A 24,514-nucleotide genomic window follows, 5' to 3' on the forward strand; every position below is an offset into this window, starting at 1 on the left:
CCTTGGTTTTGTCACAATCAGCGTGCACCTCTTCCGCAGTGGGCCTTGGAAGTATTCTCGCTCGTACCATTTGTGGGCAGCAATGGTTTGAGCTTGGGCAGGTTGTCGGGTTAAGTTCCGGCAGCCTTGCGTTGGGACGAGTAGGGGATTTCCCAAGTGTTGGCGTTGAGGGACCTGCAAAAGTCGCTGCCGATCTGTGGCGCGCTGCTGATGGCGGCGCTTGCCTTGGGCGGCTGCTCGAGTCAGCTGGCTGACTATACCCCTACTGATGCGCAGGCCCATCCCAGGGAGCCCGGCTCGTACCTTCCGGTGCACGATCTGCCACCGGATCGTGATCAGGCAATCATCCCGCCGGACCAGCGCGCCAAGATCGAAGCCGAGCTGGCCGCCGCGCGCGAGCGCCAATCCGTTGCCGCAAAAGACGCCAAGTAACGCGGCGTAATCGCTGGCGCCCCCGCCATGCCGTGCTAAAAGACCTCAGTTCAGCCGAGAGTCAGGGCGAACAACTTCAGCTCCTGCCGTCGAATATTGCTCTAAGCGTTTGATTTTGAGCGATTTTCGCGAGGGGGCGAGAGCTTTCCCGAGCGGCTGTCATGGCCGGTCGATTCTGTCCTGACCGGTTGCCCGGAGCCCAGAGAGCCATGGAAGAGTTTTACCGCATCCGCCGCCTTCCGCCTTACGTGTTCGAGCAGGTCAACCGGGCCAAGGCGGCCGCGCGGAATGCCGGCGCCGACATCATCGACCTCGGCATGGGCAATCCGGACCTGCCGGCGCCTGCACATGTGCTGGAGAAGCTGAAGGAGACGCTGGGCAAGCCGCGCACCGACCGCTACTCGGCCTCCCGCGGCATCCCCGGGTTGCGCCGGGCCCAGGCCGCTTATTACGCCCGCCGCTTCGGCGTGAAGCTCAACCCCGACACCCAGGTCGTCGCGACACTCGGTTCGAAGGAGGGCTTTGCCAATGTGGCGCAGGCGATCACCGCGCCCGGCGACGTCATCCTCTGCCCGAACCCGAGCTACCCGATTCACGCCTTCGGCTTCCTGATGGCGGGCGGCGTGATCCGTTCGGTGCCCTCGGAGCCGACGCCGCAATTCTTCGAGGCGGTGGAACGGGCGATCGTGCATTCGATCCCGAAGCCGCTCGCGCTCGTCGTCTGCTACCCTTCGAACCCGACCGCCTATGTCGCGAGCCTCGACTTCTACAAGGACCTCGTCGCGTTCGCGAAGAAGCACGAGATCCTGATCCTGTCCGATCTCGCCTATGCCGAAGTCTATTTCGACGAGAACAACCCGCCGCCCTCGGTGCTCCAGGTGCCCGGCGCGATCGACGTCACCGTCGAGTTCACCTCGATGTCGAAGACCTATTCGATGGCCGGCTGGCGCATGGGCTTTGCGGTCGGCAACGACCGCGTGATCGCCGCGCTCGCCCGCGTCAAATCCTACCTCGACTACGGCGCCTTCACGCCGGTGCAGGTCGCCGCGACCGCCGCGCTGAACGGCCCCGACGATTGCATCAAGGAGATGCGCGACACCTACCGCAAGCGCCGCGACGCGCTGGTGGAATCGTTCGGCCGCGCCGGCTGGGAGATCCCGCCGCCGGAAGCCTCGATGTTCGCCTGGGTGCCGCTGCCGGAGGCCTTCCGCAGCGTCGGCAGCATGCAGTTCGCAACCCTGATGGTGGAGAAATCCGGCGTCGCGGTCTCGCCCGGTGTCGGCTTCGGCGAGCACGGTGAAGGATATGTCCGCATCGCCATGGTGGAAAACGAGCAACGGATCAGGCAGGCCGCGCGCGGCGTGCGCCGCTTCCTTGAAAGCGGCATCGAAACGTTGCACAACGTCGTTCCGCTCGCCAATCGGCGTTAAGTTTCTCTTCGGCAGGTTTTCTAAAGCATCATGGTTGCACCCCTGAAAGTGGGCATAGCGGGGCTCGGCACCGTGGGCGCCGAAGTTGTCCGTTTGATCGAGACCCAGGCCCGCGTGCTCGCGGGCCGCAGCGGCCGCGGCATTCGCGTCGTCGCCGTCACCGCGCGCTCGAAGGCGAAGAAGCGCGGCGTCGATCTGCGCGGCATCGAATGGGTCAGGGACCCCATGGCACTGGCCACGCATCCCGGCATCGACTGCTTCGTCGAGCTGATGGGCGGCGCCGGTGATCCCGCTCTCTCTGCGGTCGAAGCGGCACTGAATGCGGGCAAGTCGGTCGTCACCGCCAACAAGGCGCTGCTCGCCAAGCACGGCCTGAAGCTTGCCAAGGCCGCCGAAAAGCACGGCGGCGCGCTGAATTTCGAGGCAGCGGTCGGCGCCGCGATCCCTGTCATCAAAACGTTACGCGAAGGGCTTGCCGGAACCGGCGTCACCCGCGTCTACGGCATCCTCAACGGCACCTGCAATTACATCCTGACGCGGATGGAGCAGGAGGGACTGTCCTTCGCCGAATGCCTCAAGGATGCGCAGCGGCTCGGCTACGCCGAGGCCAATCCGTCCTTCGACGTCGATGGCCACGACACCGCGCAAAAACTTGCCATTCTCGCCAGCCTCGCTTTCGGCACGAAAGTTGCTCAAAGCGCTGTGTATGTCGAAGGTATCTCATCCATCGCGCCGGAAGATCTGCGCGCGGCCGACGATCTCGGTTACCGGCTCAAGCTGCTCGGTGTTGCCGTCCGTACCGCCAAGGGCATCGAGCAGCGCGTGCACCCGACCATGGTTCCAAAATCCTCCTCGATCGCGCAGGTGATGGGTGTCACCAATGCGGTCACGATCGATGGCGAGGGCATTCCTCCGATCACGCTGGTCGGCCCCGGTGCCGGCGGTGCTGCGACCGCATCCGCCGTCGTCGCCGACATCGCCGACGTTGCGCGCGGCATCCGCGCCAATCCGTTCGGCCGGCCGATCTCGCATCTGCGCGACACCAAGAAGGCGCCGATGGAGCGGCACGAGGGCGGCTACTATATCCGCCTGCTGGCGCGGGATTTCCCGGGCACTGCGGCCGCGATCGCGACCCGGCTCGCGGAGCAGAAGATTTCGATCGAGTCGATCGTGCAGCGTCATCCCAATGGCGGCGCTGCGCCGGCGAACGGCAAGGCGGTGCCCGTGCCCGTCATCCTGATCACCTATGCGACGCATGAGGACGCCGTGCGACGCGCGCTCGCGGCCGTGCAGAAGGACAAGGTGATCAGCGGACGGCCACAGGTGATCCGGATCGAGAAGAACTGAGCATGACCCGGAAAAGTGTGAAGAGGTTTTCCGGAAAGGTCATGCTCAAACAATAGGACACGGTTCGAACGAACTGTGGGTGTTACGAGTTGATGCGGACGGAGATCTCCGTCCAAAACTGTTCCGAAGGAGTTAGCCGATGTCGACCCATATTTCAGTCCCGCCGCACGCGTTGCTCGAGCGCATCCTCACGCTGGAGATCGTGCGGGTGACGGAGCGGGCGGCGGTGTCTTCGGCGCGGCTGCGCGGGCACGGCAACGAGAAGGCGGCCGACCAGGCCGCGGTGGACGCCATGCGGCGCGAGCTCAACAAGCTGCCGATCGAGGGCACCATCGTGATCGGCGAGGGCGAGCGCGACGAGGCGCCGATGCTGTTCATCGGCGAGAAGGTTGGCATGAACGCCGGCCCGCAGGTCGACATCGCGGTCGACCCGCTCGAGGGCACCACGCTGTGCGCCAAGAACATGCCGGGCTCGATTGCCACCATGGCGATGGCCGACGGCGGCACGCTGCTGCACGCTCCTGACGTCTACATGGAGAAGCTCGCGATCGGTCCCGGCTACGACAAGGGTGTTGTCGAAATTGATGCCTCGCCCGCCGACAACGTCCGCCGCCTCGCCAAGGCCAAGGGTGTCCAGCCGGAAGGCATCACCGTTCTCGTGCTCGACCGCCCGCGCCATGCCAGCATCATCGAGAGCGTGCGCTCGACCGGCGCCGCCGTCCGCCTCATCACCGACGGCGACGTGGCCGGCGTGATCCACTGCGCCGATCCTGATAACACCGGCGTCGACATGTATCTCGGCACCGGCGGCGCGCCGGAAGGCGTGCTCGCGGCCGTGGCGCTGCGCTGCATCGGTGGCCAGATGCAGTGCCGCCTGATCCTGGATTCCGACGAGAAGCGCGAGCGCGCCGCCAAGATGGGCGTCAACGATCCCAAGATGATCTACGGCATCGAGGACATGGCGCGCGGCGACTGCCTGTTCGCCGCCACCGGCGTTACCACCGGCTCGCTGCTGTCGGGCGTCAAGTTCCGCAAGGACGGCGTGATCGAGACCGAGACGGTCGTGATGCGCTCCGTCACCGGCACCGTGCGTTACATCAAGGCCGAGCACCGGCAGTTGGAGAAGTTTTACCTGGGCTGACGCGCTTCGTCATTCCGGGGCGACGGGACCGCGCAAAGCGCGCGGCCCGGAGAAACCGGAATCTCGCGCCATAACTTCTGGATTCCGGGTTGGTGCTGACGCGCCCCCCGGAATGACAAGAACAACAAAAGAGGAAGCGCACATGTCCGATCTCTCCTCCGTCAAAGCCCTGGTCTTCGACGTGTTCGGCACCGTCGTGGACTGGCGCACCAGCCTGATCACCGACCTCATGTGGTGGGGTAAGGGCCGCGGCATCTCCGCCGACTGGACCGCTTTGGTCGACGGCTGGCGCGGCATGTACACGGCCGCCATGGATGACGTGCGCAAGCACCCCGAACGTGGCTATGTCATCCTCGACGTCCTGCACCGCCGCTCGCTGGACAAGCTGGTCGAGAAGTTCGCGATCAAGGGTTTGACCGAGGCCGACCTCGACTACATCACCAAGGGCTGGCACCGCCTCAATCCCTGGCCTGACAGTGTCGCCGGCCTGACCCGGCTGAAGTCGAAATTCGTGATCTCGCCGCTGTCGAACGGCAACGTCGCGCTGCTCACCAACATGGCGAAGTTCGCCGGCCTGCCGTGGGACCTCATCATGTCGGCCGAGCTGTTCGAGCACTACAAGCCCGATCCCGAGACCTATCTCGGGGCCGCGCGCCTGCTCGGCCTCAAGCCGGAGCAGGTGATGATGGTCGCCGCCCACAACGGCGATCTCGCCGCCGCCCAGAAGAACGGGCTGAAGACCGCGTTCGTGGCGCGGCCAACGGAATACGGTCCGCTCCAGAAGGTCGATTTCGAGGCGGCCGGCAATTGGGACATCGTCGCGAAGGATTTTGGCGGGGTCGCCGACAAGCTCGGCTGCTAAGCGGCACTGCTTCAGTTTGACATCCTTCACGACAGCGCCTTTCATATCGACGATGTCGATGTGTGAGGTGCGCCCTTGGATACCGAGCTCGCGCGGACATTTCTGACCGTGGTCGCGACCGGCAATTTCATCACCGCCGCCGACCGGCTTCACGTCAGCCAGTCCACCGTCAGCACGCGGATCCACTCGCTCGAGGAGCTGCTCGGCTGCACGCTGTTCGTGCGCAACAAGGCGGGCGCGACGCTTACGGTGGCGGGACGGCAATTTCAGCGCCATGCCTCGACGCTTGTTCGCACCGTCGAGCAGGCCCGCCACGACGTCGGCCTCCCCAAGGGCTTTAGCGGGGCGCTGGTGGTCGGCGGCCGCATCGGCCTGTGGGAGGAGTTCCTGCTGCTTTGGGTGCCGCGCATGCAGGAGGCCAATCCTCAGATCTCCATCCGGGCCGAGAGCGCCCTTGAGCCCGAGTTGATGCAGGGGCTGGTCGAGGGACGCATCGACATCGGCGTGATGTACACCCCGCAAAGCCGCCCCGGCCTCAAGGTCGAGTTGCTGATCGAGGAGCAGCTTGTGCTGGTGTCGACCAATCCCAGGAGCGATCCGGAGCCGCAGGATGGCTACGTCTATGTCGACTGGGGGCCCGAATTCTACGCCCGCCACAGCGCCGTCTTTCCCAATTTCGCGGGGCCTGCGCTGACCGCCAACATCGGCTGGCTCGGGCTGCAGCACGTCCTCGCCAACGGCGGCTCCGGCTATTTTGCGCACCGGATCGTCGAGCCGCTGCTGAAGGCACGGCGGCTTCACCTGGTGGTGGGAGCGCCGAAATTCTCGATGCCTGCCTATGTCGTCTATTCGGTCGACCAGCCCGACGACCACGTGCAGAGCGCGATAGCGATCATGCGCGACCTCGCCGCCGAGCAGACCCGGCGGGTGACGGAAACGCCGGCGCGTGGTGCGCGCAAGCGCCGCTGACGGCTCGTTTGATTGGATCTATCCGCGCCGGTGCAGGCGGGTCTCGGCGAGCGCCGTCACCGCGCCAAGTGCGAGCGTCGCGACGACGATGTCCGCAGTCGCGTCAAAGCCGACTGCGAGAACCGCAGCGGCGATCACCGCGGCCAGCACGGTGATGGTGAAGCCTTCGTCGGTTACCAACCGTCGCGCGCCGCCGAGAAGCGCTGCACGCTTGTTCGTGGGACGCATTCGCCGCCTACTGAAACAGCTTCATGGCGTTGAGCAAAGTCTGGATCACGCCCGCGAGCAGGGGGATGCCCGCAAAGCTCCAGGCCAGCGCCAATTGCAGCGGGGTGGTCTTTGCCGTCTGAGCGGTCTGCATGATGTCAGGCCCCCGAGGGATTGTTGCTCGCCGCGGCTGCGGCCGCGATCTCGGTGGCACGATGCACCGGCCGCATCGCCGCCATCGTCCGGGATACCCGCCAGGCGATCCAGCTCAGCAGCGATTGGGAGAATGACGCTTCGCTCCGTGATGTCGTGGTCATGGTCGCCTCCTTGTGTTCGTCCGAACGTCAGGCAGCACGCGCCGCCTCGAGACCTGAATTGTCCTCGTCCTGCATGTGATGACGCTTGTCGACGGCACGGACGCAGAGGTTGGCGAGGAAGCCGACCACGAGCAGTCCGGCCATGATGTACATGGTCGTGTTGTAGGCCTGCGCCTTCGGCACACCATGCGTGACGTTGTATTCGCGGATGTAGTTGATCAGCACAGGCCCGGCGATTCCGGCCATCGACCAGGCCGTCAGCAGGATGCCGTGGATGGCGCCGACATAGCGCGTGCCGAACATGTCGCGCAGATAGGCCGGCACGGTGGAAAAGCCGCCGCCATACATGCTGACGATGATCAGGAAGCACAGCACGAACAGCACGACATTGCCGCTCGCGCCGGCATAGGGCACGGTCACGTAGAGGGCGATTCCGAGCACCATGTAGACGAAATAGGTGCTCTTGCGTCCGATGAAGTCGGATAGCGAGGCCCAGCTGAAACGTCCGCCCATGTTGAACAGGCTCATCAGGCCGACGAGACCTGCGGCCGCCACCGCGGTGATGTGGGCGGGGAACATCTCCTGGCTCATCGCCGAGGCCTGGCCGAGCACGCCGATGCCGGCGGTGGTGTTGCAGAACAGCACGATCCAGATCAGCCAGAACTGCGGCGTCTTGACCGCCTGGTAGACGAACACGTCGTTCCTGGTCATCAGCTTGGTGGCGGCCGCAGGCGGCACATAACCCTCCGGCTTCCAGCCCTGCGCCGGCACGCGCACGATGGCGGAGCCGACCATCATGAAGACGAAGTAGACACAGCCGAGCGTGATGAAGGCGCCGAGCACGCCGACGTCGCTCGTGGTCGCAAACTTGCTCATCAGCCATACGGAGAGGGGGGAAGCGATCAGCGCGCCGCCGCCAAAGCCCATGATCGCCATGCCGGTGGCCATGCCCGGCCGGTCAGGAAACCACTTCATGAGCGTCGAAACCGGGGAGATGTAGCCGATGCCGAGCGCGCAGCCACCGATCACGCCGTAGCCGAGATAGATGATCCAGAGATTGTGGAGATAGACGCCGAGGGCCGAGATCAGAAAGGCGCTCGCCCAGGCGACGCCGGCGGTGAACATCGCCTTGCGCGGGCCGCCTTCCTCGACCCAGCGTCCGAACACTGCGGCCGACAGTCCGAGGAACACCATCGCGATGGAGAAAATCCAGCCGAGCTCGGTGAGCTTCCAGTCGCCGGGTGCCGATTGGGTGACGCCGATCAGCTTGGTCATCGGCAGGTTGAAGACGCTGAAGGCGTAGGCCTGCCCGATGCACAGATGCACGCAAAGCGCCGCGGGCGGCACCATCCATCGGCTGTAGCCCGGCCTTGCGATCGTGTGCTCGCGATCAAGGAAGGGCAGCAGCGAACGTGCAGGCATTCCCGATGCGTCGAGCGTCGTCGTCATCCAATCCTCCGGTGCCTCGCTGTTCTCGGGGGCAGCCTTTACGGGCAGCCGGGCGATGGCGCGGGATCAGGCTACGCAGAAGGAGGATTTTGACAAACGAATAATATGCGCTTTTACAATCGGACTAATCGATATTAGAAAAAGCAGAAATCGGCATGGCGTTTTCGCGATGGACAAAGGGTCCGGGCGGTCTCGCGCCGCCCTGACCTGATCTGAAGAATGACAACGTCATCTGCATTGGTTCGGTATGGTATGCCAGCCGATGCTACTTCGCTGTGACCGCATTCGCAGCCTTTCGGATCACATCCAGCACCACATCTGGCTTCGACAGCATGGGGACGTGGGACGAAGGCACTTCGGTCACGGTGGCGTTCATGCGCTTCGAGACGAAGCGTTGCAGATCGGGGTGAACCGTCTGGTCCTTGCTGGCGAGGATGTACCAGCTCGGCTTCGAGGTCCACGCTGTGCCATCGACCTTTTGGGTCAGGAGATCCGCAACCGGCGTCCCTTGCGTTGCGTAGACCAGCTTTTGCTCGGCTTCGGGCAGGTCGCCGGCAAAGTGCGTCAGGCCGCTTGGTTTGAGCCAGACACGGCCCGCCGGCGCGTCGATGTGGCCGAACACCTGCGTCGTCGGAAATTTTGCAATCTGGCTCTGCGAAGTTTCGTCGGCAGCGGGCGCGAGCGCCGCGATGTAGACCAGCGCGGCGACCCGCGGATCGGTTCCGGCATGCGTGATCAGTGTGCCGCCATAGGAGTGGCCGACGAGGACCACGGGTCCAGGAACACGGCCAAAGCACGCCGTCACGCAGGCGACGTCGGTTGCGAGTGAATCGAGCCCGTGCTGGCTCGCCAGGACCTCGTGGCCTTCGGCTTGCAGCGCCGGGATCAGCTTGCCGAAGCACGATCCGTCAGCCCAGAGGCCGTGCGCGAAAACGATGCTTGGTTTGGTCATGAGATGGTCTCCGTTGGCTGCGCAACGGCGAGCCGAGGTGCTCGCGGAGCGGGAAGCGGGGGAGCTTCACGTCTAACGCGCGACCACGTCAGCTGACAGAGGGTCGCAAGGATAATCGGGCGAATGCGAAATTGAGCAAGTTCAGCTCGTGAGCCGAATGCAGCTTACGTCCCACACGACACAGAGCGTGCATCAGTTCAATGGTCCGGGCAGCGTGCACCGCCCGGACCGGTTCTTGATGATTACAGCGTCATCTGCATCGGTTCGGGATAGTAATGGAAGCCGTCACCGGCCTTGGCGACATGGCCGTAGCCCGGCCAAGCGAAGTGATAGGACATCACCGGGGTCTTGTTGGCCGCCAGCATCGTCAGCAGCTTGACGCGCGACTCGGCCGCCTGCTTCGGGTCGGTGTCGTAGGAGAATTCCATCCGCGGCCGTTCCAGCAGCAGCACGGAATGGTGCGAGAGGTCGCCGAGGAAGGCAAAGGACTTGCCGGCCGACGAGACCAAGAAGATGGTGTGGCCGACGGTATGACCGGGCGCGGCGATCGCCTGTACGCCCGGCAAGAATTCCTGGCCATCCTTGAAGAACACGATGCGGTCGCGGACCGGCAGCAGGTTCTTGCGGGCGTGAACGACGAAATCCTTGGCCGCGCTGCCGAGCTTGCCTTCGTCGGTCCAGAAGTCGAAATCGGTCTGGGAGATGTAGATCTGCGCGTTCGGAAACAGTGGCTTGCCGCCGTCGTCCACGATGCCCCCGATGTGGTCGATATGGGCATGCGAGCAGACCACGGCATCGATGTCGGCCGGCTTGATGCCGGCCTCGGTCATGCTCTTCTGCTGCCGGCCGGTGGTGGCGCCGAACATCTTGGAGCTGCCCATGCCGGTATCGAACAGAATGAGCTTGTCGCCGGTGTTGACGATCGGCGAGTTCTGCTCGAGCACGACGTTGTCCGGCGACAGGAAATTGTCCGCCAGCATCTTCTTCACCTCTTCCTTGGGGACGCCGGTGAACGTCCCGGAGGGGTCGCCGAGCGGCAGCGGTCCGTCGGACACGACGGTGACTTCGGCATCGCCGAGCTCGAAGCGGTGCCAGTAGGGGGTCTGGGTGCCGAGTTTGGGAGCGCGCGCCAGCGCGCTGCTGCCGAGCATTGCGCTGGCGCCAAGGCCAGCCCCCAATGCGAGCAGGGACCGACGTGAGACATCGATTGTCATGCGTTTCCTCCGCCTTTGTCTTTTGTTTTGCGCAACTGTTCGTGCGCTATCGCAATGCAAGCAATGATTGTGTCGCGATTGTGTCTCCTGATCGCGCGGTGCGGCAGGACGGCACGAATCTTTTTGCGTCAGGATGGCGTGCGCGTGCCCAGGCGTTCGACGAAGCGCACGAGGTAACCGTCCGGATCCTGGACGAGGAATTCACGCTGGCCGAATTCCTGGTCGCCGACCCGATACCAGGCTTCGTTCGGCTGCTCGTAGAGCGGCCATTTGGCATCGCCGAGAGCCCTCAGCATGGGATCAATGCGATCGACGACCATCTGGAAATTGACGCCGCGTCCGAATGGCCGCTGCATCTCTGCCGTCTCCCAGCGTCCATTCAGTTCGCAGAGCATGACTTGCAATCGCCCCCTGGCGAGATACGCAAATCGCGCATCGGGGCGATCATAGGCGAGCTCGAAGCCGAGCAAGTCGCGCCAGAACGGCAGGCTGGCTTGAATGCTGGAAACGCTGAGTTCGGGAACGAGATCGGCAAAGCCGCCTTGCGGCGCGCTTCCCGTGCTGTCGGAGGTCGCACGCGCGACGGGATCTGAGGGCAGCGGCTTGTTCATTGCGGCGTCGCCTGATCTTATGACCGATCTTCGAGGCGGTTATCGCAGCGAAGCGGCGCGAAGGCCAGACGCGGAATGAACGAATGCTCGCCGGGCGAGCCCGCCTCACGCGATCCGCAGCGCGAGGTCGCTTCCTTCCGTTTCGGCAAAGCCCGCCTGCAAGACCTCTTCGCGCTTGTGGCGCAGATGCGCACGCAGGATGTGGGAGAGGCCGGCGCCATCACGCTGCTGCAGCGCGTTCAGGATCGCCTCGTGCTCCTTCACGGCGAAGGCCCAGCGCTGCGGTGTCATCGGCGCACGCCCGCGCACGGCACCGCCTACGACATCGCAGGGCAAGGCATCGCGTCGATCGGCGCCAGCCGCGCCGCGTTGCTGCTCGCCGCGGAGATGGCCGCGCGCCGCGCTGCGTGACGAGGCGGCGCTACTTCGTGATCGGCGTGACCAGCTCCTTGTCTGCCGAATCCACGACGAAGACGGCCAGCAGCTTCGCAGGTTCGGTATCGCTGGCATTCGCGCTTATGGCGTGACGGTCGCCGGGCTTTTCGAAGAAATTCTCTCCTTTGCGATAGACCTTGGCGGGCTCGTCATTGACCTGACTGCGGATCGCTCCTTCCAGGATGGTCGCATAGATGAATGCGGAGCGCGGATGCATGTGGGCCGGCGAGGAGCCTCCGGGACCATACTCGACCAGCACGCCCTTCATGCTCTTGCCCGGGACGTTCGGCAGCGCCTGGTCGAACACGACCGTCACTTTGGCCAGAGGTGCCGGTTCGGCCGCATAAGCCGTCAGGATTGATGCGGCATAAACCGCCGTTGCGATCAGCAATCTGCGCATGGGATTTCCTTCATTGCAGTGGTTGTCGTGATTGAAGCTCTTGCGGTCCGTCAGAGTCTTGCGAGCCACGTTGCGAGCGGCGTTTTTCCAAGCCGCGCCTCGCCGAGCGGGTTCAGTGATGTGTCGTCAATGGGGGCGCCGTAGTACGGTGCCTTCGGGTCCCCCACCACCGGTCGGGTGTCGCCGGACGCCTTGAGGCGCCGCGCAATGAATTCATTGAAGGGGGCCTTCTCGGGTCCTGCGATATCGATGGTGCCGTTGAGCGGCCGGCCCATGGCGACCTCCGCGAGGCGATCAGCTACGTCTTCGGCGGCGATCGGCTGAAACAGTGCGGACGGGACGACGATCTTTCCATCGACCACAGCCGTTTCGGCAATGGCGCCGAGGAATTCGAAGAACTGGGTGGCACGAACGATGGAGTAGGGGACCGACGAGGATTTGATGATGGTCTCCTGGGCGAGCTTGGCCCGAAAATAGGAATTGTCGGGCGACCGTTCGGTCCCCACGACCGACAGCGCCGCGTGATGCTTCACGCCCGCGACCGCCTCTGCCGCGACGAGGTTTGTGCTCGAGCGCTGGAAGAAATCGAGCACGGCGGCGGGCTCCCAGGACGGTGCGTTGGCAACGTCGACGACGACATCCGCGCTAGCCAGCGCTGCTGCGAGGCCTTCCCCGGTCACGGCGTTCACGCCTGATTTCGGCGAGGCCGCAACGGCCTCGTGGCCGTGTTGCTTCAACTTCGTCACGAGCTTGGATCCGATCAATCCGGTCCCGCCGATCACGACGATCTTCATGGCATGTCTCCTCGGCATGTGACGAGCGTGAGTGATCTCAATCCGTGGGCCGATCATGTCACGTCCGCCCAACGTGATGCGAAGCGCAGCTTAGCCGAGCAATGCGGCGGGCTCTTGCCTGTAACCGGCCTGCCTTGCCGGAAAATGCTCAGAAGACTCATTGCGACGGAGTGGGCGCCGCGCCCGCCGTGGTCGGATCGAAGTCCGACGCAAGAAAGTTTGCTGCATCTGCTCTGCTCGTGCGGCCGCGGCAAAATTGCACCGAGATCAATGTTCTTATTGTACTGAGAAATGTACCGGTTCATATTGCGCCGCATCGACCCTCAAATGCACCGAGAGGTGGTCGCGCCCGACAAAGCGGAGCAACAGAATGAGCGTGAGTTATCTTGATGTGTTTCTGGCATTCCTCGGAATGACCTTTGGCCTGCCTTCAGTGCTGCCCGGTCTCTTTTTCCAGCCGAAGGCCGAGCCGCCTCGAACCTCGCAAGCGACGTCGACCGACGCCGGCCCAACAGCAACCGATGACGACGTCACGGCGACCTGAGCCGAGTCTCTCCCGCGACGTTTCGGCGTGACGCGCGCCGAGGCGCGAGCGTGCCCGTCATGGAGATGCGCAGATGGATTTGACTGTCGCCACGGTGATCATCGCCTTTTCCGGCGTCTTCCTGATCTGCTTCATGAAGGGCGCATTCGGCGGCGGCTTCTCCATCGTCGGCATTCCGTTGCTGTCGTGCGTGATGGATCCGGTCACGGCGGGCGGCCTGCTCGCGCCGCTCTTCATCGCCATGGACCTGTTCGCGCTGCGCTACTGGAAGCCCTCGACATGGTCGAAGCCGGACCTTGTGCTGCTGTTGCCCGGGCTCGTGATCGGCATTGCCCTCGGCTATCTCTTGTTCCGTGTATTGGACCATCGCGCCGTCGCGATCGTGATGGCGGTCGTGACATTGAGCTTCGTTGGCATATGGCTCGTGAGTGATCCGAAGGTGGTCATTCGTCCGCGCTCCTCGCCGAAGGCGGTTGCTGCCGGTCTTGCCTCGGGTGTCACGACCATGGTCGCGCATTCCGGCGGACCGCCGTTGGCGATGTACCTCCTGCCGCTTGGCCTCAGCAAGGAGGTCTACGCGGGAACGACGAGCCTGTTCTTCACCGTCGGCAACGCGATCAAGGCGGTGCCTTGGCTGTTGCTGGTGCGGCCGGCGGGCAACGTCTGGATCGTGATGGCGGCGTGCCTCTTTGCCATTCCCAGCGGCGTCTGGCTCGGCTGGCGGCTGCACGGAAAGCTGGACCAGCGGCAGATCTACCGGGCGTGCCATGGCTTGCTGGCCGTGACGGCGTTGAAGCTGTTGTGGGACGGAGTGTCTGGCTATCTCGGATAGGCTGCAAGTCACTCCGCATCACGGCGCGACCATCGTTCGACGGTCACGCTGCCGCGCTCACAGATCACGCGATGATGTCGTCACGCCCCGCAGACGATCACGCCGTACCAGCCGAGGCCGCGATAGGTCTCGTAGCCCGGGGTCGCATGGAACGCGACCAGCGCGCCCGTGCGGTCGTGATAGAATCCGGAGCGCTGGCCGTTCAGCGAGATCGAGATGCGCTCGCTCAAAATACCCTGGCCGTCGGAAGCTGCGATCACACGCAGATTGGAGTCGACCAGCAGCACGCGCGCCTTGTCGCTGTCGCCGACGCGCACGCCCTGCACGATGGCGCGGGCCTGCGCCTCCCAGTCAAAATGGATGGCGAGCACGCCGATCGGCGCGCCGTTGGCCTGGCCGCCGGCGCGGACGCTGGCGCAATAGGTCGCGACCTGGGCATTGCCGAGCAGCGGCTGGTTCTCGACGTCACCGGCAACGTAGTCGTCGCCGGAGCGCAAGGTTCGCGCCTCGCGAAACCACTTGGTGTGGGCGACGTTCTGGCCGACGACGCGAAAACGGTCGGCGCGGCCGTTGGCGATGACATTGCCGTCGAGGTCGCAGAGCCAGAGGTCGAGATAGACGGTGTAGGCGCCGAGGATCACGCCGAGGCGCTGCGAGGCATGGGAGACGGCTGCGGCGTTCGGCGAGGCCGCGCAATCGACCACGGCGGAATCGGTCGCCCACCAGCGCACGTCGCAGGTGCGTTCATAGAGGTTGCGATCGATCAGCTCGATGGCGTTGAGCGACAGGTCGCCCATGCGCTCGCCGCGCGAGCGCTGGCTCATGCGGTCGATCGAGGCGACGAGATCGCCGGTGCGCTTCGTCAGCTGGGTTTCGAGCTCGCGCGCGATGGTTTCGACCTGCTGGCCGACGCCGCGCACCTCCTGCGCCACCACCGCGAAGCCGGCGCCCTGCGCGCCGGCGCGCGAGCTCTCGATCAGCGCGTTCAGCGCCAGCATCTTCATCTGGTTGGTGATCTGCTGAATCGCCTTGGTCTTGTCGACTGCGATCTGGTTGACCTCGGCGGTCAGGCGATTGATCAGTGCGGAGATATCGGAATCGTCATCAGCGGGTTCGGTGGCGATCGGCTTGGCTTTCAGACCCAGCGCAGCAGACATCGGGGAGCTTCCCTTGGCAATGAGGCCTGATCTGCAACGAACCCGGAACAACTAATTACAGATCGAATACGAGTCTTTTTCGAAGATTCCGCCTAACGCCCGCTTAATTTGCTGTTCCACGGAATGCCCAAATGATAGTCAGTCCGCGCAGCAAAGCGGCAATCCACCGCTTTGTGCGGCGCGGACATTGCAAATCCCGGGGGATTCCAGGTCAATCGTCATTGTCGGCCGATCGCCGCAACGCCCAGTCCGATTCCCGGGTTCCTCAAGCCAGTCTCGACTCATGACGCCGCCCGCAACCGCCTTGCCCGTCGAAGTGCCCCAGGCGTTTCTGGGCGTCGCGCGCTCGCTCACCGACAAGCTCTGGCTCGACCGGCTGGATGCGCGCGGGGCGGCCAAGGCGCTCGCCATCGTGCAGCGGCATCAGCTGCCGGAGCTGCTGGCGCGGGTGCTGGCGGGCCGCGGCATCGACATCGATGGCGTCAGCGACTTCCTGGATCCGACCATCCGCAAGCTGTTGCCGGACCCATACACTGTGACCGAGATGGAGGCCGCCGCGAAGCGGATCGCGGATGCGGCGGTGCGCGGCGAGAAGGTTGCGATCTTCGGCGACTACGATGTCGATGGCGCCACCTCGGCGGCGCTGCTCGCCTGGCATCTGCGCCATTGCGGGCTCGATCCGCTGATCCATATTCCCGACCGCATCTTTGAAGGCTACGGCCCGAACACCGAAGCGATCCGCGCGTTGGCCGCGAAGGGCGCCACGCTGCTCGTCACCGTCGATTGCGGCACCACCAGCATCGAGCCGCTCGCTGAAGCCAAGCGCCTCGGCATGTCCGTGGTCGTGATCGATCATCACCAGGCCGGCACGGAGCTGCCGGAGGTCGATGCGCTGGTCAATCCGAACCGGCTCGACGATCTCTCGGGCCTCGGCCATCTCGCCGCCGTCGGTCTCGTGCTGGTGACGCTTGTCGCCGTCAACCGCGAGCTGCGCCAGCGCGGCTTCTGGACGAGCGAGATGCCCGAGCCCGATCTGCTCGGCATGCTGCACCACGTCGCGCTCGGTACGGTTGCGGATGTCGCGCCGCTGATCGGGCTCAATCGTGCTTTCGTCGCCAAAGGCCTGATCGCGATGCGGCGGCGCGACCATGTCGGCCACACCGCGCTGATGGACGTGGCGCGGCTCAACGGCCCGCCGGAGGCCTGGCATCTCGGCTTCATGCTGGGGCCGCGCGTCAATGCCGGCGGCCGGATCGGCCGCGCCGATCTCGGCGTGCGGCTCTTGCTCGAAGGCGACAGCGTCGAGGCGGCGCGGATTGCGGCCGAGCTCGATCGCCTCAACAGCGAGCGCCGCGTCATCGAGCAGGCGGCCGAAGCGCAGGCCGAAGCCGAGGCGCTGGCCTCGATCGGGCTCGAGGACAAGATTGGCGTCATCGTCACGGCCTCCGAAGGCTGGCATCCCGGCGTGGTCGGCCTCGTCGCGTCCCGCCTGAAGGAGAAGTTTTCACGGCCGGCCTTTGCGATTGCGCTGGAGCCCGGCGGCATCGGCACCGGCTCGGGCCGCTCCATCGCCGGCGTCGATCTCGGCAAGGCGGTGCGGCAGGCGGTGACCGACGGCATCTTGCTGAAGGGCGGCGGCCACGCGATGGCCGCGGGCGTGACGTTGCGGAAGGAGAAGCTCGCCGAATTCCGCGCCTATCTCGAAAACGCGCTGGCGCAGGACGTCGCCGAGGCGCGCCATGTCAACGAGCTCTATGTCGACGGCGCGGTGTCCGCGCGCGCCGTGACGACGGAGCTTGCGACCACGCTCAACCGCGCCGGTCCCTTCGGCAGCGGCAATCCGGAGGTCGTGCTGGCGCTGCCATCGCATCAGCTCGTCTATGCCGATGAGGTCGGACAGGCGCATTTGAGGCTACGCTTCAAGTCTGGCGACGGCTCGATCGTCAACGGCATTGCGTTCCGTTCGGTCGGCCAGAAGCTCGGCAATGCACTTCTCGCCAATCGCGGTCAGCAATTGCATGTCGCGGGATCGTTGTCGGTCGACCGGTACCAGGGCGCCGAGCGCGTGCAATTCCGCGTCGTCGACGTCGCGCTACCGGACCAGGGGCCATCCGTGATTAGATAACGCAAGATCCCTCGCGACAAACGCGGTACGCGTTTGCGCGGAGATCATGCGTCAAAAATGAGCCGCTCAAACAACAAAAAATGGGAGTGAACATGGCAGGGCAGGTTGAGGGCAAGGTCGCGCTGGTGACGGGCGGTGCGTCGGGTATTGGCGAGGCGATCGTCGAGCTGTTCGCCCGCGAAGGCGCCACTGTCGTCGTCACCGATATCGACGAGCTGCGCGGCCCCGAGCTCGCCAAGCGCGTGACCAAAGCCGGCGGCAAGGCGATCTTCCTGGAGCAGGACGTCACCAGCGAGGAGCCCTGGATCGAGATCGTCGCCGAGATCGCCAAGCGCTATGGCCGGCTCGACATCATGGTCTCCAATGCCGGCATCGGCATTGCGGTACCCTCGATCGTCGATATGACGCTCGCTGACTGGCACAAGCAGAACGCGATCAACCTCGACGGCGTGTTTCTGTCCGTGAAGCATTGCCTGCCGCTGATGCGCAAGACCGGCGGCGGCTCCATCGTCATGATGTCCTCGCTCGCGGGCTTGCGCGGTGCGCCGGGCCTGTCGGCCTATTCGCTGACCAAAGGCGGTGTGCGGCTGTTTGCCAAATCGATCGCGATGGAGTGTGCGGCGGCCGGCGACGGCATTCGTGTCAACTCCGTGCACCCCGGCATCATCGACACCCCGATCTGGGGCAAGATCCCGACGGGGGCGACGGGGGCCGGCCAGAACGCCCCGATCGACCCCGAGGAGCGAGCCAAGGTCGCAACGCCGCTCGGTCGCGCCGGGCAGGCTGGGGAGATCGCCTCCGGCGTGCTGTATCTGGCTTCCGATGCCTCGCGCTACGTCACCGGCAGCGAGCTCGTCATCGACGGCGGAATGAATGCCGGCGGCGTGCCGCGGCGGCAATAGGCCGCCGCGCAAGACGCGAAGGGCAGGGTGGCGCCCGCGGGGGCTGACGCAGAGGCGTTGGCGCTGTACAACGCGGGCCTCTTCCGACCGATAGAGGTTTCCTTCGCCATGGCGCACAGCCTTCAATCTTCCTCATCCGCACCTGCGCCGTTCCGCTCGAACCGGCCTGATCTCGCCACCGACGCGATCCGCACCGCGCGCGAGGATCTTGCGGCCTGCTTCCGCATGGCCGCGCGCAATGGTTTTGAGGAGGGCATCTGCAACCATTTCTCGGCCGTGGTGCCTGGCCATGACGATCTCTTCCTGGTCAATCCATATGGCTACGCCTTCCGCGAGCTGACGGCGTCAAAGCTCCTGATCTGCGATTTCCACGGCAACGTCCTCGACGGCGAGGGCGCGCCCGAGGCAACCGCGTTCTACATCCACGCCGAGATGCACAGGCTGCTGCCGCGCGCGAAGGTCGCCTTCCACACCCACATGCCCTACGCCACGGCTTTGTCGATGACCGAGGGTGATCCCCTGATCTGGGCCGGCCAGACCGCGCTGAAATTCTACGGCCGCACCGCAGTGGACCGCGATTACAACGGCCTCGCACTCGACAACCGCGAAGGCGCGCGGATCGCATCCGCCGTCGGCGATGCCGACATCGTCTTCATGAAGCATCATGGCGTGATGGTCCTGGCGCCGACCATCGCGGAGGCCTGGGACGATCTCTACTATCTCGAGCGCGCCGCCGAGGTGCAGGTGTTGGCGATGTCGACGGGACGAAAGGTGCTGCCGGTCGATCCCGCGATCGCGGAGGAAACCTACAGGCAGATGCGCGAAGGCGATTTCGAATCCGCGCGATTGCATCTCGCCGCGATCCGGCGCCAGCTGGATGCGGAAGAGCCGCAGTACCGGCACTGAGACGGCTTACGACCCCTGCCGCAGCTTGGCGAGCACCTTCAGCCCGCCATAGCCATCGGCGGGCGTGATCCCCGCGCGCTGCTGAAAATCCTTGATCGCCTTCATGGTGTCGTTGCCGACGCGGCCGTCGGTGCCGCCGGTGTCGAACCCGGCCTTGGTCAGGCGCGTCTGCATCTCCTGCACCTCTGCGAGCGTCAGCGCGCGCTCTGAGCCGGGGAAGGGCTGGATGAAGGGCGGCGCGCCGAGGCAGCGGTCGCCGAGATGGCAGATTGCGAGCGCATAGTTCATCGAGGGATTGTAGCTCTTCACCGAATAGAAATTCGGTCCCAGCAGGAATGTCGGCCCGCCCGCAACCGGCGTCCACATCTGCGCGGATGCATTCGGTTGCGGAAACGGCTGGCCGTCGGCGCGGGTGACGCCGGCCGATGCCCACGCCGCGTAGGTCCGGTTGCCGCTCATATCGCCGGACGCGCGTACCTCGTAGCCCCAGTGCTCGCCACGGCGCCACTTGCCGCGATTGACAAGGTACTTTGCCGTTGAGCCCAGCGCGTCGTCGGGCTTGCCGAACGGCGAGACCTTGCCGTCGCCGTCATAGTCGATGCCGACATTGAGCCAGACCTCCGGCATCCATTGCGAGTGCCCCATCGCGCCGGCCCAGGATCCCTGCATCTGCTCCGGCGTGCTCCAGCCCTTGTCGACGATGCGCAGCGCGTTGATCAGCTCGGTCTCCCAATAGGCTTTGCGGCGCGGCTCGTTCCAGGCGAGCGCGGCGAGCGAGGGGAATACCGGCGTCATGTGGTTTTGTTGCACCAGCGGATCGCCATAGGCGGACTCCACGCCCCACAGCGCCAGCAGCGTACCGCGCTCGACGCCGAAATCACGCTCGATGCGCGCGAGCAGCGCCTCGTTGTTTTTCAGCGCGATCTTGCCGTTGATGATGCGCCAGTCCGAGACGCGACGGTTGATGTATTGCCAGACCTGCTCGTGGAATTCGGGCTGGTTGCGCATCTGCTTGAACACGCTCATGTCGGGCTCGACCCGCGCCATCGCGCGCTGCCAGGTCGCAGCCGAAATGCCCTTCGCCATGGCGCGTGCACGAAACCCCTCGCGCCATTCGTCGAAGCCCGGAGGCGCGGCGAGAAGCTGCGTGGGGAATGTGATGAGTGCGGCTGCGCCGAGCGTGGATCGAAGCAGGGCGCGGCGGCTGTGATTGGCCGAGGAATCAGCTTGTTTCATGGACCCATTCTAGCGGGAATCACGGCTGCTGTGGGCCGGTTCCTGGAACACCGGGAACAGGCCATCGCCCCGCGTTCCGCCGGAACAAAGTGTCGCAGTCCCGCATTCCCTCCGCATACATTGGAGGACGAAGATGAAGAGATATCTGTTTGCCGCCGCCATGGTCACGGCCATCGCCGCCCCTGCATTCGCCGACGAAGTCGGCGTTCACGTCGGCCCGGTCGGTGCCGGCGTGACGGTCGGACAGTCCCACGAATATCGTGAGCGGGACCGCGATCGCGACCGCACCACGGTCATCAGGGAGCGCGAGCCTGCCAACCGCACCACGGTGATCAAGAAGGAAGATGAATTCGGCAATCGCAGCAAGACCGTGATTCATCACGACAACGACTGACGGAGCAGGGCCCCGGCCGAGCGCCGGGGCTCGCCTTCTACACGCAGTCTGCTCATCGAGAATTCGGGGTGGAATGAAGATACGGGCACATGCGGAAAGCCATGTCGTCGAGCTCGACGACGGATCGCAATGGCGGATCTATCCCGGCGATCTCGCGACCACATTGAGCTGGAAGCCCGAAACCGATTTGCGTCTCGAGCCGAGCGGGGATCGGACGAGTTCGCATGTGCTGGTGAATACCGCCGATCAGAGCCGTGTGCGCGTGAGCGCGGCGGGCGATGCCTGGCCCGACGGCGAGGTTAAGAAAGCGTTGAAGGGCGGCTGAGCGTCCTTGCGGCTGCCCGGATATCCCCAATTTCAAGCCTGTCGCTTTACGGTCGGTTTGCTTCCGTCTGCCCAGAATGCGCGCATGCGGGAGCTGTTCGACATCATCGGTAGCAATCCCTGGCCGTTCGGCGCCGGGCTGTTTGTCGTGATCCTGATGATCATCGCCGAGAACTTTGGCCGCGGCATTCAGGGCGACGGCGCCGTCAGCGATTTCTCGGATGCCGATGGAGGCGACGGCGGCTGCGGTGGTGACGGGGGCGGCGGCGACTAGAGCCGGTTAGTCCTCCTGCAAATCGGCGGCGATGCCGGCGAGCCAGCGCCGGATCGCGGTCTCTGCCTTGGCGTCCAGACTTGCGGCAAGGCGCTTCTCCAGCGCGATCACGCGCTCCCTGCAAGCCTTCAACAGCGTCGTTCCCCGCTGCGTCAGCGTCCATTGCTGGATCCGGCCGTGGACCGGATGAGGCGTCATCACGATCGCACCGTCGCGATCGAGGTTGCGAATGATCACGCCGACCGTCTGCGGGGTCAGGAAGGTGAGCCGGGCGACGTCGGCGCCCGAGAGGCCCGGATAGGCGTTCAGCATGGTCAGCACGGCAAATTGCGGCGACGTCACGCCGAGGTCGGCGAGCGTCCGTTCCATCGTCAGGCGGACCGCGGCATGGGCCTGTCGCAGCAGATAGCCGAGATAACCTTGCTCGCCGCGCTTGCCTTCTCCGGGCGCGGGCACGCGAACGGCAACGATTTCGGCAGGCGCGGTCGGCTTCCGCGAAGCCTTCGATTTCGTGGTGGCAGCGGTCTTGCGTGACATATAAGAGCTCTTATAAGATGTAAGCAGTCTTACAATACACGAGGTGAACGGCAGTGTCACACGCCCGCAGCGAGTACGAGGATTTCAAGAAGATCGCGCCCGATGCGTATGAGCTGGTGCTGGCGCTCGGCCAGGTGGCGGCCAAGGCGGGCCTCGACAAGCAGCTGCTCGAGCTGGTCAAGCTGCGCGCCTCGCAGATCAACAGCTGCGCCTTCTGCGTGCAGCACCACGTCCTGTTGTCGGAGCGGATCGGCGTGCCCGTGGACAAGCTCAATCTGGTCGCGGTCTGGCGCGAGGCGCCGGTCTTTTCCGCGCGCGAGCGCGCCGCGCTGGCCTGGGCAGAGGCGCTGACCTGCCTGCCCGATGGCGTCAGCGAAGAGGTCTATGCGGAGACTTCCCGCGAATTCTCCGAGACCGAGCTGATGTACCTGACCTCGGCGGTCGCCTCGATCAACGTCTGGAACCGCTTTGGCGCCGCGTATCGCTGGACGCCGGCGAAGCGGCCGGTCGCAGCGAGCGCCGCGGCATCTTGAGTGCAACAACGAGAAAACAAGGGGAGGTTATCATGACTGCAATGAGTTTGACCCATGCGCAGCGTCCGGTGCCATCGCGCTCGATGGCGCTGGCCGTCGTCGGCGGGCTCGCCTGCGCGCTGGCGATCGGCAAGGCGTTGCCGGTGACGATGGACGCCGTATCCGGCGCGTTGGCGCCGCTCTGCGCGACCGCGGCGGAGAGCTCGCCGCTCGACAAGGTCGAGCCGATCGGCTCCTACGCGCTGCCGAACGTCCCGGGCAAGCGCGTCACCATCGTGCGTGTGTTCTACGGTCCCGGCGGATTCTCGCGGCCGCATCGTCACGCGGGTTCGGTGACCGCCTACATCACCAAGGGTGAAATCCGCTCCCAGCTTGGTGGCGGTCCTGTCGAGACATTTGGTGTCGGCCAGTCCTTCTTCGAGCCGCCGGGATCGACGCATCTGGTCTCGGCCAATGCCAGCACGACCGAGCCGGCGGAATTGATCGCGGTGTTCGTGGCGGACGAGGGCGCGCAACTGACGACGCTGTTGGAGTAGTCTGTAGCGGCCGCATGAGCAGCCTGCCCCTCAATTCTCCTCGCCGCTCGATCCCTCGCGCAGGTCCGGCTTGATCACGTCCTCCGGCAACGCATGCGCCACCGGCTGTGGCGTGCCGGCGATCTCCGGGCCGACTTCGCGGCCGCGGGCGTGGATCAGGCGTTCATAAGCCGAGACCAGCGTGACGTAAGGACTGACCCAGATCCAGCCGTCGCGGGTAAATACCTGCACGTCGAAATGCAGATGCATCGATGTGCCGGCGGGATGGTCGAGATAGTTGGAGACCACACCGATCTTCTCGCCTTCGGTGACGATGCGACCGTTGAGCATGCCGTCGGCGGTCAGCGCCTGCGGGTTCATGTGCATATAGCGGAAGCGAATATGCTCGGTGCGGCTGTTGACCTCGAGCGTCGCGGCCTGATCCTTGGCGCCGCGGATCACGATGGCGTCGCGCACCGCGACGACGCCGCGCTGCTTGCGATCGCAGGGTTCGTGGCCTTCGCCGGGCGGTGGGCATTCGGCGGCACGGATGTCCTCGCCCTGGTGGCCATAACCGCCGCCGCACTGCCAGACCTCGAAACTGCGGGACTCGCAGAAATTGTCGCGCCAGGGATAGGCCGTCGGGCCGTCGCTCTTGTCGCGCTTGCCGTAGGATTGCGAACGCACGAAGGCGGGCGCCTTTTCGAGGGGGAAACGGATCTGCGCATAGGCCATCACATCCGGATGGCCGGCCTTGTTGCGATAGCCGGTGTTCGGGATGATGTCGCCGCTCGGTCGGTAGGTGAAATCCGGCGACCGCGCTGAAGGACGATCGATGATGCTGGAGGCCATGTCCGTCAGCGGCCGCATGCGCTGGCCGCCGGCGATGCGGAGCCCTTTCAGGAAGCGCTCGGCAACCGGATAGGCTTCCTTGCAGGCGAGCCTCCGCGGCTTTGCGATGCTGTCCAGGCACTGGATGGAGACCACATAGGCAACGCCGAAGCGGGTGAAGGCGTAGCGCACATAGCCTTCCCGGATGAACCTGCGCAGGTCCGGATAGGTTGCTGCAAGCGGCTTGACCTGCTCGCCCTTGCCGCCGGCGGGATCGGCGACGTCGTAAACGAGTGCCGAGCCCGTGATCTGCACCTCGACCGGCCTTGTGTAGACGCGGCTCGGCATACCGTCGCCGGCACCGGGTTCGAGCGAGAAGCTGGCACTGTAACCTGAGGGGCCGGCATCAAACATGTCGACGGGATTGAAATCGGCCTGATAACGCGAGAGCGCGAGTGTCCCCGGCGCGCGATTGCGCTGCGCCTCGAGATATGCGGCAGCATCGAACGGCAGCAGCACGGGCACGGAGCTGCGGGCGATTCCGGTGAAGAATTGCGATGAGACCGCGTTGAGCTGCACCAGCGCAGGCATCGCGCGCGGATCGTAGCGTGGCACCGAACGGCGGGGTGCGAAGATGAAGTCGCCCGCGATCGGGGGACGACTGTTGACCTCGGTGCGGAACTGGTCGAGCGCTGCGCGCCAATCGACGCGCAGAGCCGTGAGCGAAGGGCTGCGGATTTCGTCCGCAGCGAGCGGAGTGGCGGTGAGGAGCGAAAGCGCCGCCAGAACCAGCGAGACGAAGCGGAAACTTTTCCCAACCACTGCCTCGGCCCCCGGCGGCACC

30 protein-coding genes and 1 pseudogene are annotated in these 24,514 nt (G+C 64.9%); 17 read left to right on the forward strand and 14 right to left on the reverse strand.

Going from position 1 to position 24,514, the window contains the following annotated elements; all coding sequences use genetic code 11:
* The first annotated feature begins 156 nt into the window (after positions 1-156).
* From AB7245_RS21710 to AB7245_RS21735, 6 genes are all read left to right on the forward strand, one after another.
* Positions 157-432: a hypothetical protein gene (locus AB7245_RS21710; RefSeq protein ID WP_135213523.1), complete on the forward strand. Its 276-nt coding sequence runs from the start codon at positions 157-159 to the stop codon at positions 430-432.
* Between the two features lie 209 nt (positions 433-641).
* A complete protein-coding gene (locus AB7245_RS21715; protein WP_014495524.1) occupies positions 642-1,862 on the forward strand; it encodes an LL-diaminopimelate aminotransferase in 1,221 nt (406 codons plus the stop codon).
* Positions 1,863-1,892: 30 nt separating this feature from the next.
* Positions 1,893-3,209, forward strand: a complete 1,317-nt coding sequence (locus AB7245_RS21720; RefSeq protein ID WP_085401211.1) for a homoserine dehydrogenase — start codon at positions 1,893-1,895, stop codon at positions 3,207-3,209.
* Positions 3,210-3,348: 139 nt separating this feature from the next.
* Complete coding sequence (gene glpX / locus AB7245_RS21725; RefSeq protein WP_063983497.1) at positions 3,349-4,350, forward strand: class II fructose-bisphosphatase; 1,002 nt, start codon at positions 3,349-3,351, stop codon at positions 4,348-4,350.
* A 142-nt stretch (positions 4,351-4,492) separates the two neighbouring features.
* Complete coding sequence (locus AB7245_RS21730; protein WP_439034900.1) at positions 4,493-5,212, forward strand: haloacid dehalogenase type II; 720 nt, start codon at positions 4,493-4,495, stop codon at positions 5,210-5,212.
* A 75-nt stretch (positions 5,213-5,287) separates the two neighbouring features.
* Positions 5,288-6,181: a LysR family transcriptional regulator gene (locus AB7245_RS21735; protein ID WP_039149060.1), complete on the forward strand. Its 894-nt coding sequence runs from the start codon at positions 5,288-5,290 to the stop codon at positions 6,179-6,181.
* An 18-nt stretch (positions 6,182-6,199) separates the two neighbouring features.
* On the opposite strand, the gene AB7245_RS21740 is transcribed toward AB7245_RS21735, so the two are convergent.
* The 8 genes from AB7245_RS21740 to AB7245_RS21775 form a co-directional block, all read right to left on the reverse strand.
* A complete protein-coding gene (locus AB7245_RS21740) occupies positions 6,200-6,409 on the reverse strand; it encodes a hypothetical protein (protein WP_208086640.1) in 210 nt (69 codons plus the stop codon).
* 7 nt (positions 6,410-6,416) lie between these two features.
* Entirely contained in the window at positions 6,417-6,542 is a 126-nt protein-coding gene (locus AB7245_RS21745) for an MFS transporter small subunit (protein ID WP_014495518.1), read from the reverse strand.
* Positions 6,543-6,546: 4 nt separating this feature from the next.
* Positions 6,547-6,705, reverse strand: coding sequence for a hypothetical protein (locus tag AB7245_RS21750; RefSeq protein ID WP_157790313.1), 159 nt, complete (start codon positions 6,703-6,705; stop codon positions 6,547-6,549).
* Positions 6,706-6,732: 27 nt separating this feature from the next.
* Positions 6,733-8,154, reverse strand: coding sequence for an L-lactate MFS transporter (locus AB7245_RS21755; protein ID WP_439034901.1), 1,422 nt, complete (start codon positions 8,152-8,154; stop codon positions 6,733-6,735).
* A gap of 265 nt (positions 8,155-8,419) precedes the next feature.
* Entirely contained in the window at positions 8,420-9,106 is a 687-nt protein-coding gene (locus tag AB7245_RS21760) for an alpha/beta fold hydrolase (RefSeq protein WP_439034902.1), read from the reverse strand.
* Between the two features lie 242 nt (positions 9,107-9,348).
* The gene (locus AB7245_RS21765; protein WP_439034903.1) at positions 9,349-10,320 is read right to left on the reverse strand and encodes an MBL fold metallo-hydrolase; all 972 of its coding nucleotides are present in this window, start codon (positions 10,318-10,320) and stop codon (positions 9,349-9,351) included.
* Positions 10,321-10,448: 128 nt separating this feature from the next.
* Positions 10,449-10,931, reverse strand: a complete 483-nt coding sequence (locus AB7245_RS21770) for a bleomycin resistance protein (protein ID WP_439034904.1) — start codon at positions 10,929-10,931, stop codon at positions 10,449-10,451.
* Between the two features lie 105 nt (positions 10,932-11,036).
* Positions 11,037-11,222 (reverse strand): FCD domain-containing protein, encoded by a 186-nt coding sequence (locus AB7245_RS21775; RefSeq protein ID WP_439034905.1) that lies wholly within the window; start codon positions 11,220-11,222, stop codon positions 11,037-11,039.
* Between AB7245_RS21775 and AB7245_RS21780 the strand changes: the two are divergent.
* Positions 11,139-11,342: pseudogene (locus tag AB7245_RS21780) on the forward strand (4-hydroxythreonine-4-phosphate dehydrogenase PdxA); the annotation flags it as partial. The gene AB7245_RS21775 and the pseudogene AB7245_RS21780 overlap by 84 nt on opposite strands.
* 10 nt (positions 11,343-11,352) lie before the next feature.
* Here AB7245_RS21780 and AB7245_RS21785 read toward each other — a convergent pair.
* Both AB7245_RS21785 and AB7245_RS21790 read right to left on the reverse strand, forming a co-directional pair.
* Positions 11,353-11,766 carry a cupin domain-containing protein gene (locus AB7245_RS21785; protein WP_354097772.1) on the reverse strand — a complete coding sequence of 138 codons (414 nt, stop codon included), beginning with the start codon at positions 11,764-11,766 and terminating at the stop codon, positions 11,353-11,355.
* Positions 11,767-11,816: 50 nt separating this feature from the next.
* A complete protein-coding gene (locus AB7245_RS21790) occupies positions 11,817-12,560 on the reverse strand; it encodes an SDR family oxidoreductase (RefSeq protein WP_439034906.1) in 744 nt (247 codons plus the stop codon).
* A 370-nt stretch (positions 12,561-12,930) separates the two neighbouring features.
* Between AB7245_RS21790 and AB7245_RS21795 the strand changes: the two genes are divergently transcribed.
* Together AB7245_RS21795 and AB7245_RS21800 are read left to right on the forward strand one after the other, a co-directional pair.
* Entirely contained in the window at positions 12,931-13,104 is a 174-nt protein-coding gene (locus tag AB7245_RS21795) for a hypothetical protein (protein WP_166096445.1), read from the forward strand.
* Between the two features lie 73 nt (positions 13,105-13,177).
* Positions 13,178-13,936, forward strand: coding sequence for a sulfite exporter TauE/SafE family protein (locus AB7245_RS21800; RefSeq protein WP_063983490.1), 759 nt, complete (start codon positions 13,178-13,180; stop codon positions 13,934-13,936).
* An 80-nt stretch (positions 13,937-14,016) separates the two neighbouring features.
* Here AB7245_RS21800 and AB7245_RS21805 read toward each other — a convergent pair whose 3' ends face one another.
* A complete protein-coding gene (locus AB7245_RS21805; RefSeq protein ID WP_439034907.1) occupies positions 14,017-15,093 on the reverse strand; it encodes a methyl-accepting chemotaxis protein in 1,077 nt (358 codons plus the stop codon).
* Between the two features lie 283 nt (positions 15,094-15,376).
* On the opposite strand from AB7245_RS21805, the gene recJ reads away from it, so the two are divergent.
* The 3 genes from recJ to AB7245_RS21820 all read left to right on the forward strand — a co-directional run bounded on the left by recJ (position 15,377) and on the right by AB7245_RS21820 (position 19,026).
* Positions 15,377-17,218: a single-stranded-DNA-specific exonuclease RecJ gene (gene recJ / locus AB7245_RS21810; RefSeq protein ID WP_439034908.1), complete on the forward strand. Its 1,842-nt coding sequence runs from the start codon at positions 15,377-15,379 to the stop codon at positions 17,216-17,218.
* A 92-nt stretch (positions 17,219-17,310) separates the two neighbouring features.
* Positions 17,311-18,120, forward strand: a complete 810-nt coding sequence (locus tag AB7245_RS21815) for an SDR family NAD(P)-dependent oxidoreductase (protein ID WP_439034909.1) — start codon at positions 17,311-17,313, stop codon at positions 18,118-18,120.
* A gap of 108 nt (positions 18,121-18,228) precedes the next feature.
* Entirely contained in the window at positions 18,229-19,026 is a 798-nt protein-coding gene (locus AB7245_RS21820; RefSeq protein WP_439034910.1) for an aldolase, read from the forward strand.
* A gap of 6 nt (positions 19,027-19,032) precedes the next feature.
* On the opposite strand, the gene AB7245_RS21825 is transcribed toward AB7245_RS21820, so the two are convergent.
* Positions 19,033-20,262, reverse strand: a complete 1,230-nt coding sequence (locus AB7245_RS21825; RefSeq protein ID WP_439034911.1) for a lytic murein transglycosylase — start codon at positions 20,260-20,262, stop codon at positions 19,033-19,035.
* Positions 20,263-20,395: 133 nt separating this feature from the next.
* Here AB7245_RS21825 and AB7245_RS21830 point away from each other — a divergent pair, with 133 nt between their 5' ends.
* The 3 genes from AB7245_RS21830 to AB7245_RS21840 all read left to right on the forward strand — a co-directional run bounded on the left by AB7245_RS21830 (position 20,396) and on the right by AB7245_RS21840 (position 21,254).
* Positions 20,396-20,656 carry a hypothetical protein gene (locus tag AB7245_RS21830; protein WP_028151025.1) on the forward strand — a complete coding sequence of 87 codons (261 nt, stop codon included), beginning with the start codon at positions 20,396-20,398 and terminating at the stop codon, positions 20,654-20,656.
* Between the two features lie 73 nt (positions 20,657-20,729).
* Positions 20,730-20,981 carry a hypothetical protein gene (locus AB7245_RS21835; RefSeq protein ID WP_439034912.1) on the forward strand — a complete coding sequence of 84 codons (252 nt, stop codon included), beginning with the start codon at positions 20,730-20,732 and terminating at the stop codon, positions 20,979-20,981.
* An 84-nt stretch (positions 20,982-21,065) separates the two neighbouring features.
* On the forward strand, positions 21,066-21,254 hold the full coding sequence (locus AB7245_RS21840; protein ID WP_439034913.1) for a hypothetical protein: 189 nt from the start codon (positions 21,066-21,068) through the stop codon (positions 21,252-21,254).
* Positions 21,255-21,260: 6 nt separating this feature from the next.
* On the opposite strand, the gene AB7245_RS21845 is transcribed toward AB7245_RS21840, so the two are convergent.
* A complete protein-coding gene (locus tag AB7245_RS21845; RefSeq protein WP_439034914.1) occupies positions 21,261-21,791 on the reverse strand; it encodes a MarR family winged helix-turn-helix transcriptional regulator in 531 nt (176 codons plus the stop codon).
* Positions 21,792-21,844: 53 nt separating this feature from the next.
* On the opposite strand from AB7245_RS21845, the gene AB7245_RS21850 reads away from it, so the two are divergent.
* Together AB7245_RS21850 and AB7245_RS21855 are read left to right on the forward strand one after the other, a co-directional pair.
* On the forward strand, positions 21,845-22,324 hold the full coding sequence (locus AB7245_RS21850) for a carboxymuconolactone decarboxylase family protein (RefSeq protein ID WP_439034915.1): 480 nt from the start codon (positions 21,845-21,847) through the stop codon (positions 22,322-22,324).
* Between the two features lie 32 nt (positions 22,325-22,356).
* Positions 22,357-22,860 (forward strand): cupin domain-containing protein, encoded by a 504-nt coding sequence (locus AB7245_RS21855; RefSeq protein WP_208086655.1) that lies wholly within the window; start codon positions 22,357-22,359, stop codon positions 22,858-22,860.
* 30 nt (positions 22,861-22,890) lie between these two features.
* On the opposite strand, the gene AB7245_RS21860 is transcribed toward AB7245_RS21855, so the two are convergent.
* On the reverse strand, positions 22,891-24,513 hold the full coding sequence (locus AB7245_RS21860; protein WP_439034916.1) for a M23 family peptidase: 1,623 nt from the start codon (positions 24,511-24,513) through the stop codon (positions 22,891-22,893).
* Between the last annotated feature and the right edge of the window lies 1 nt (position 24,514).

This window comes from Bradyrhizobium sp. 604_D8_N2_3, from assembly GCF_051810765.1.
GTDB lineage: Bacteria > Pseudomonadota > Alphaproteobacteria > Rhizobiales > Xanthobacteraceae > Bradyrhizobium > Bradyrhizobium barranii.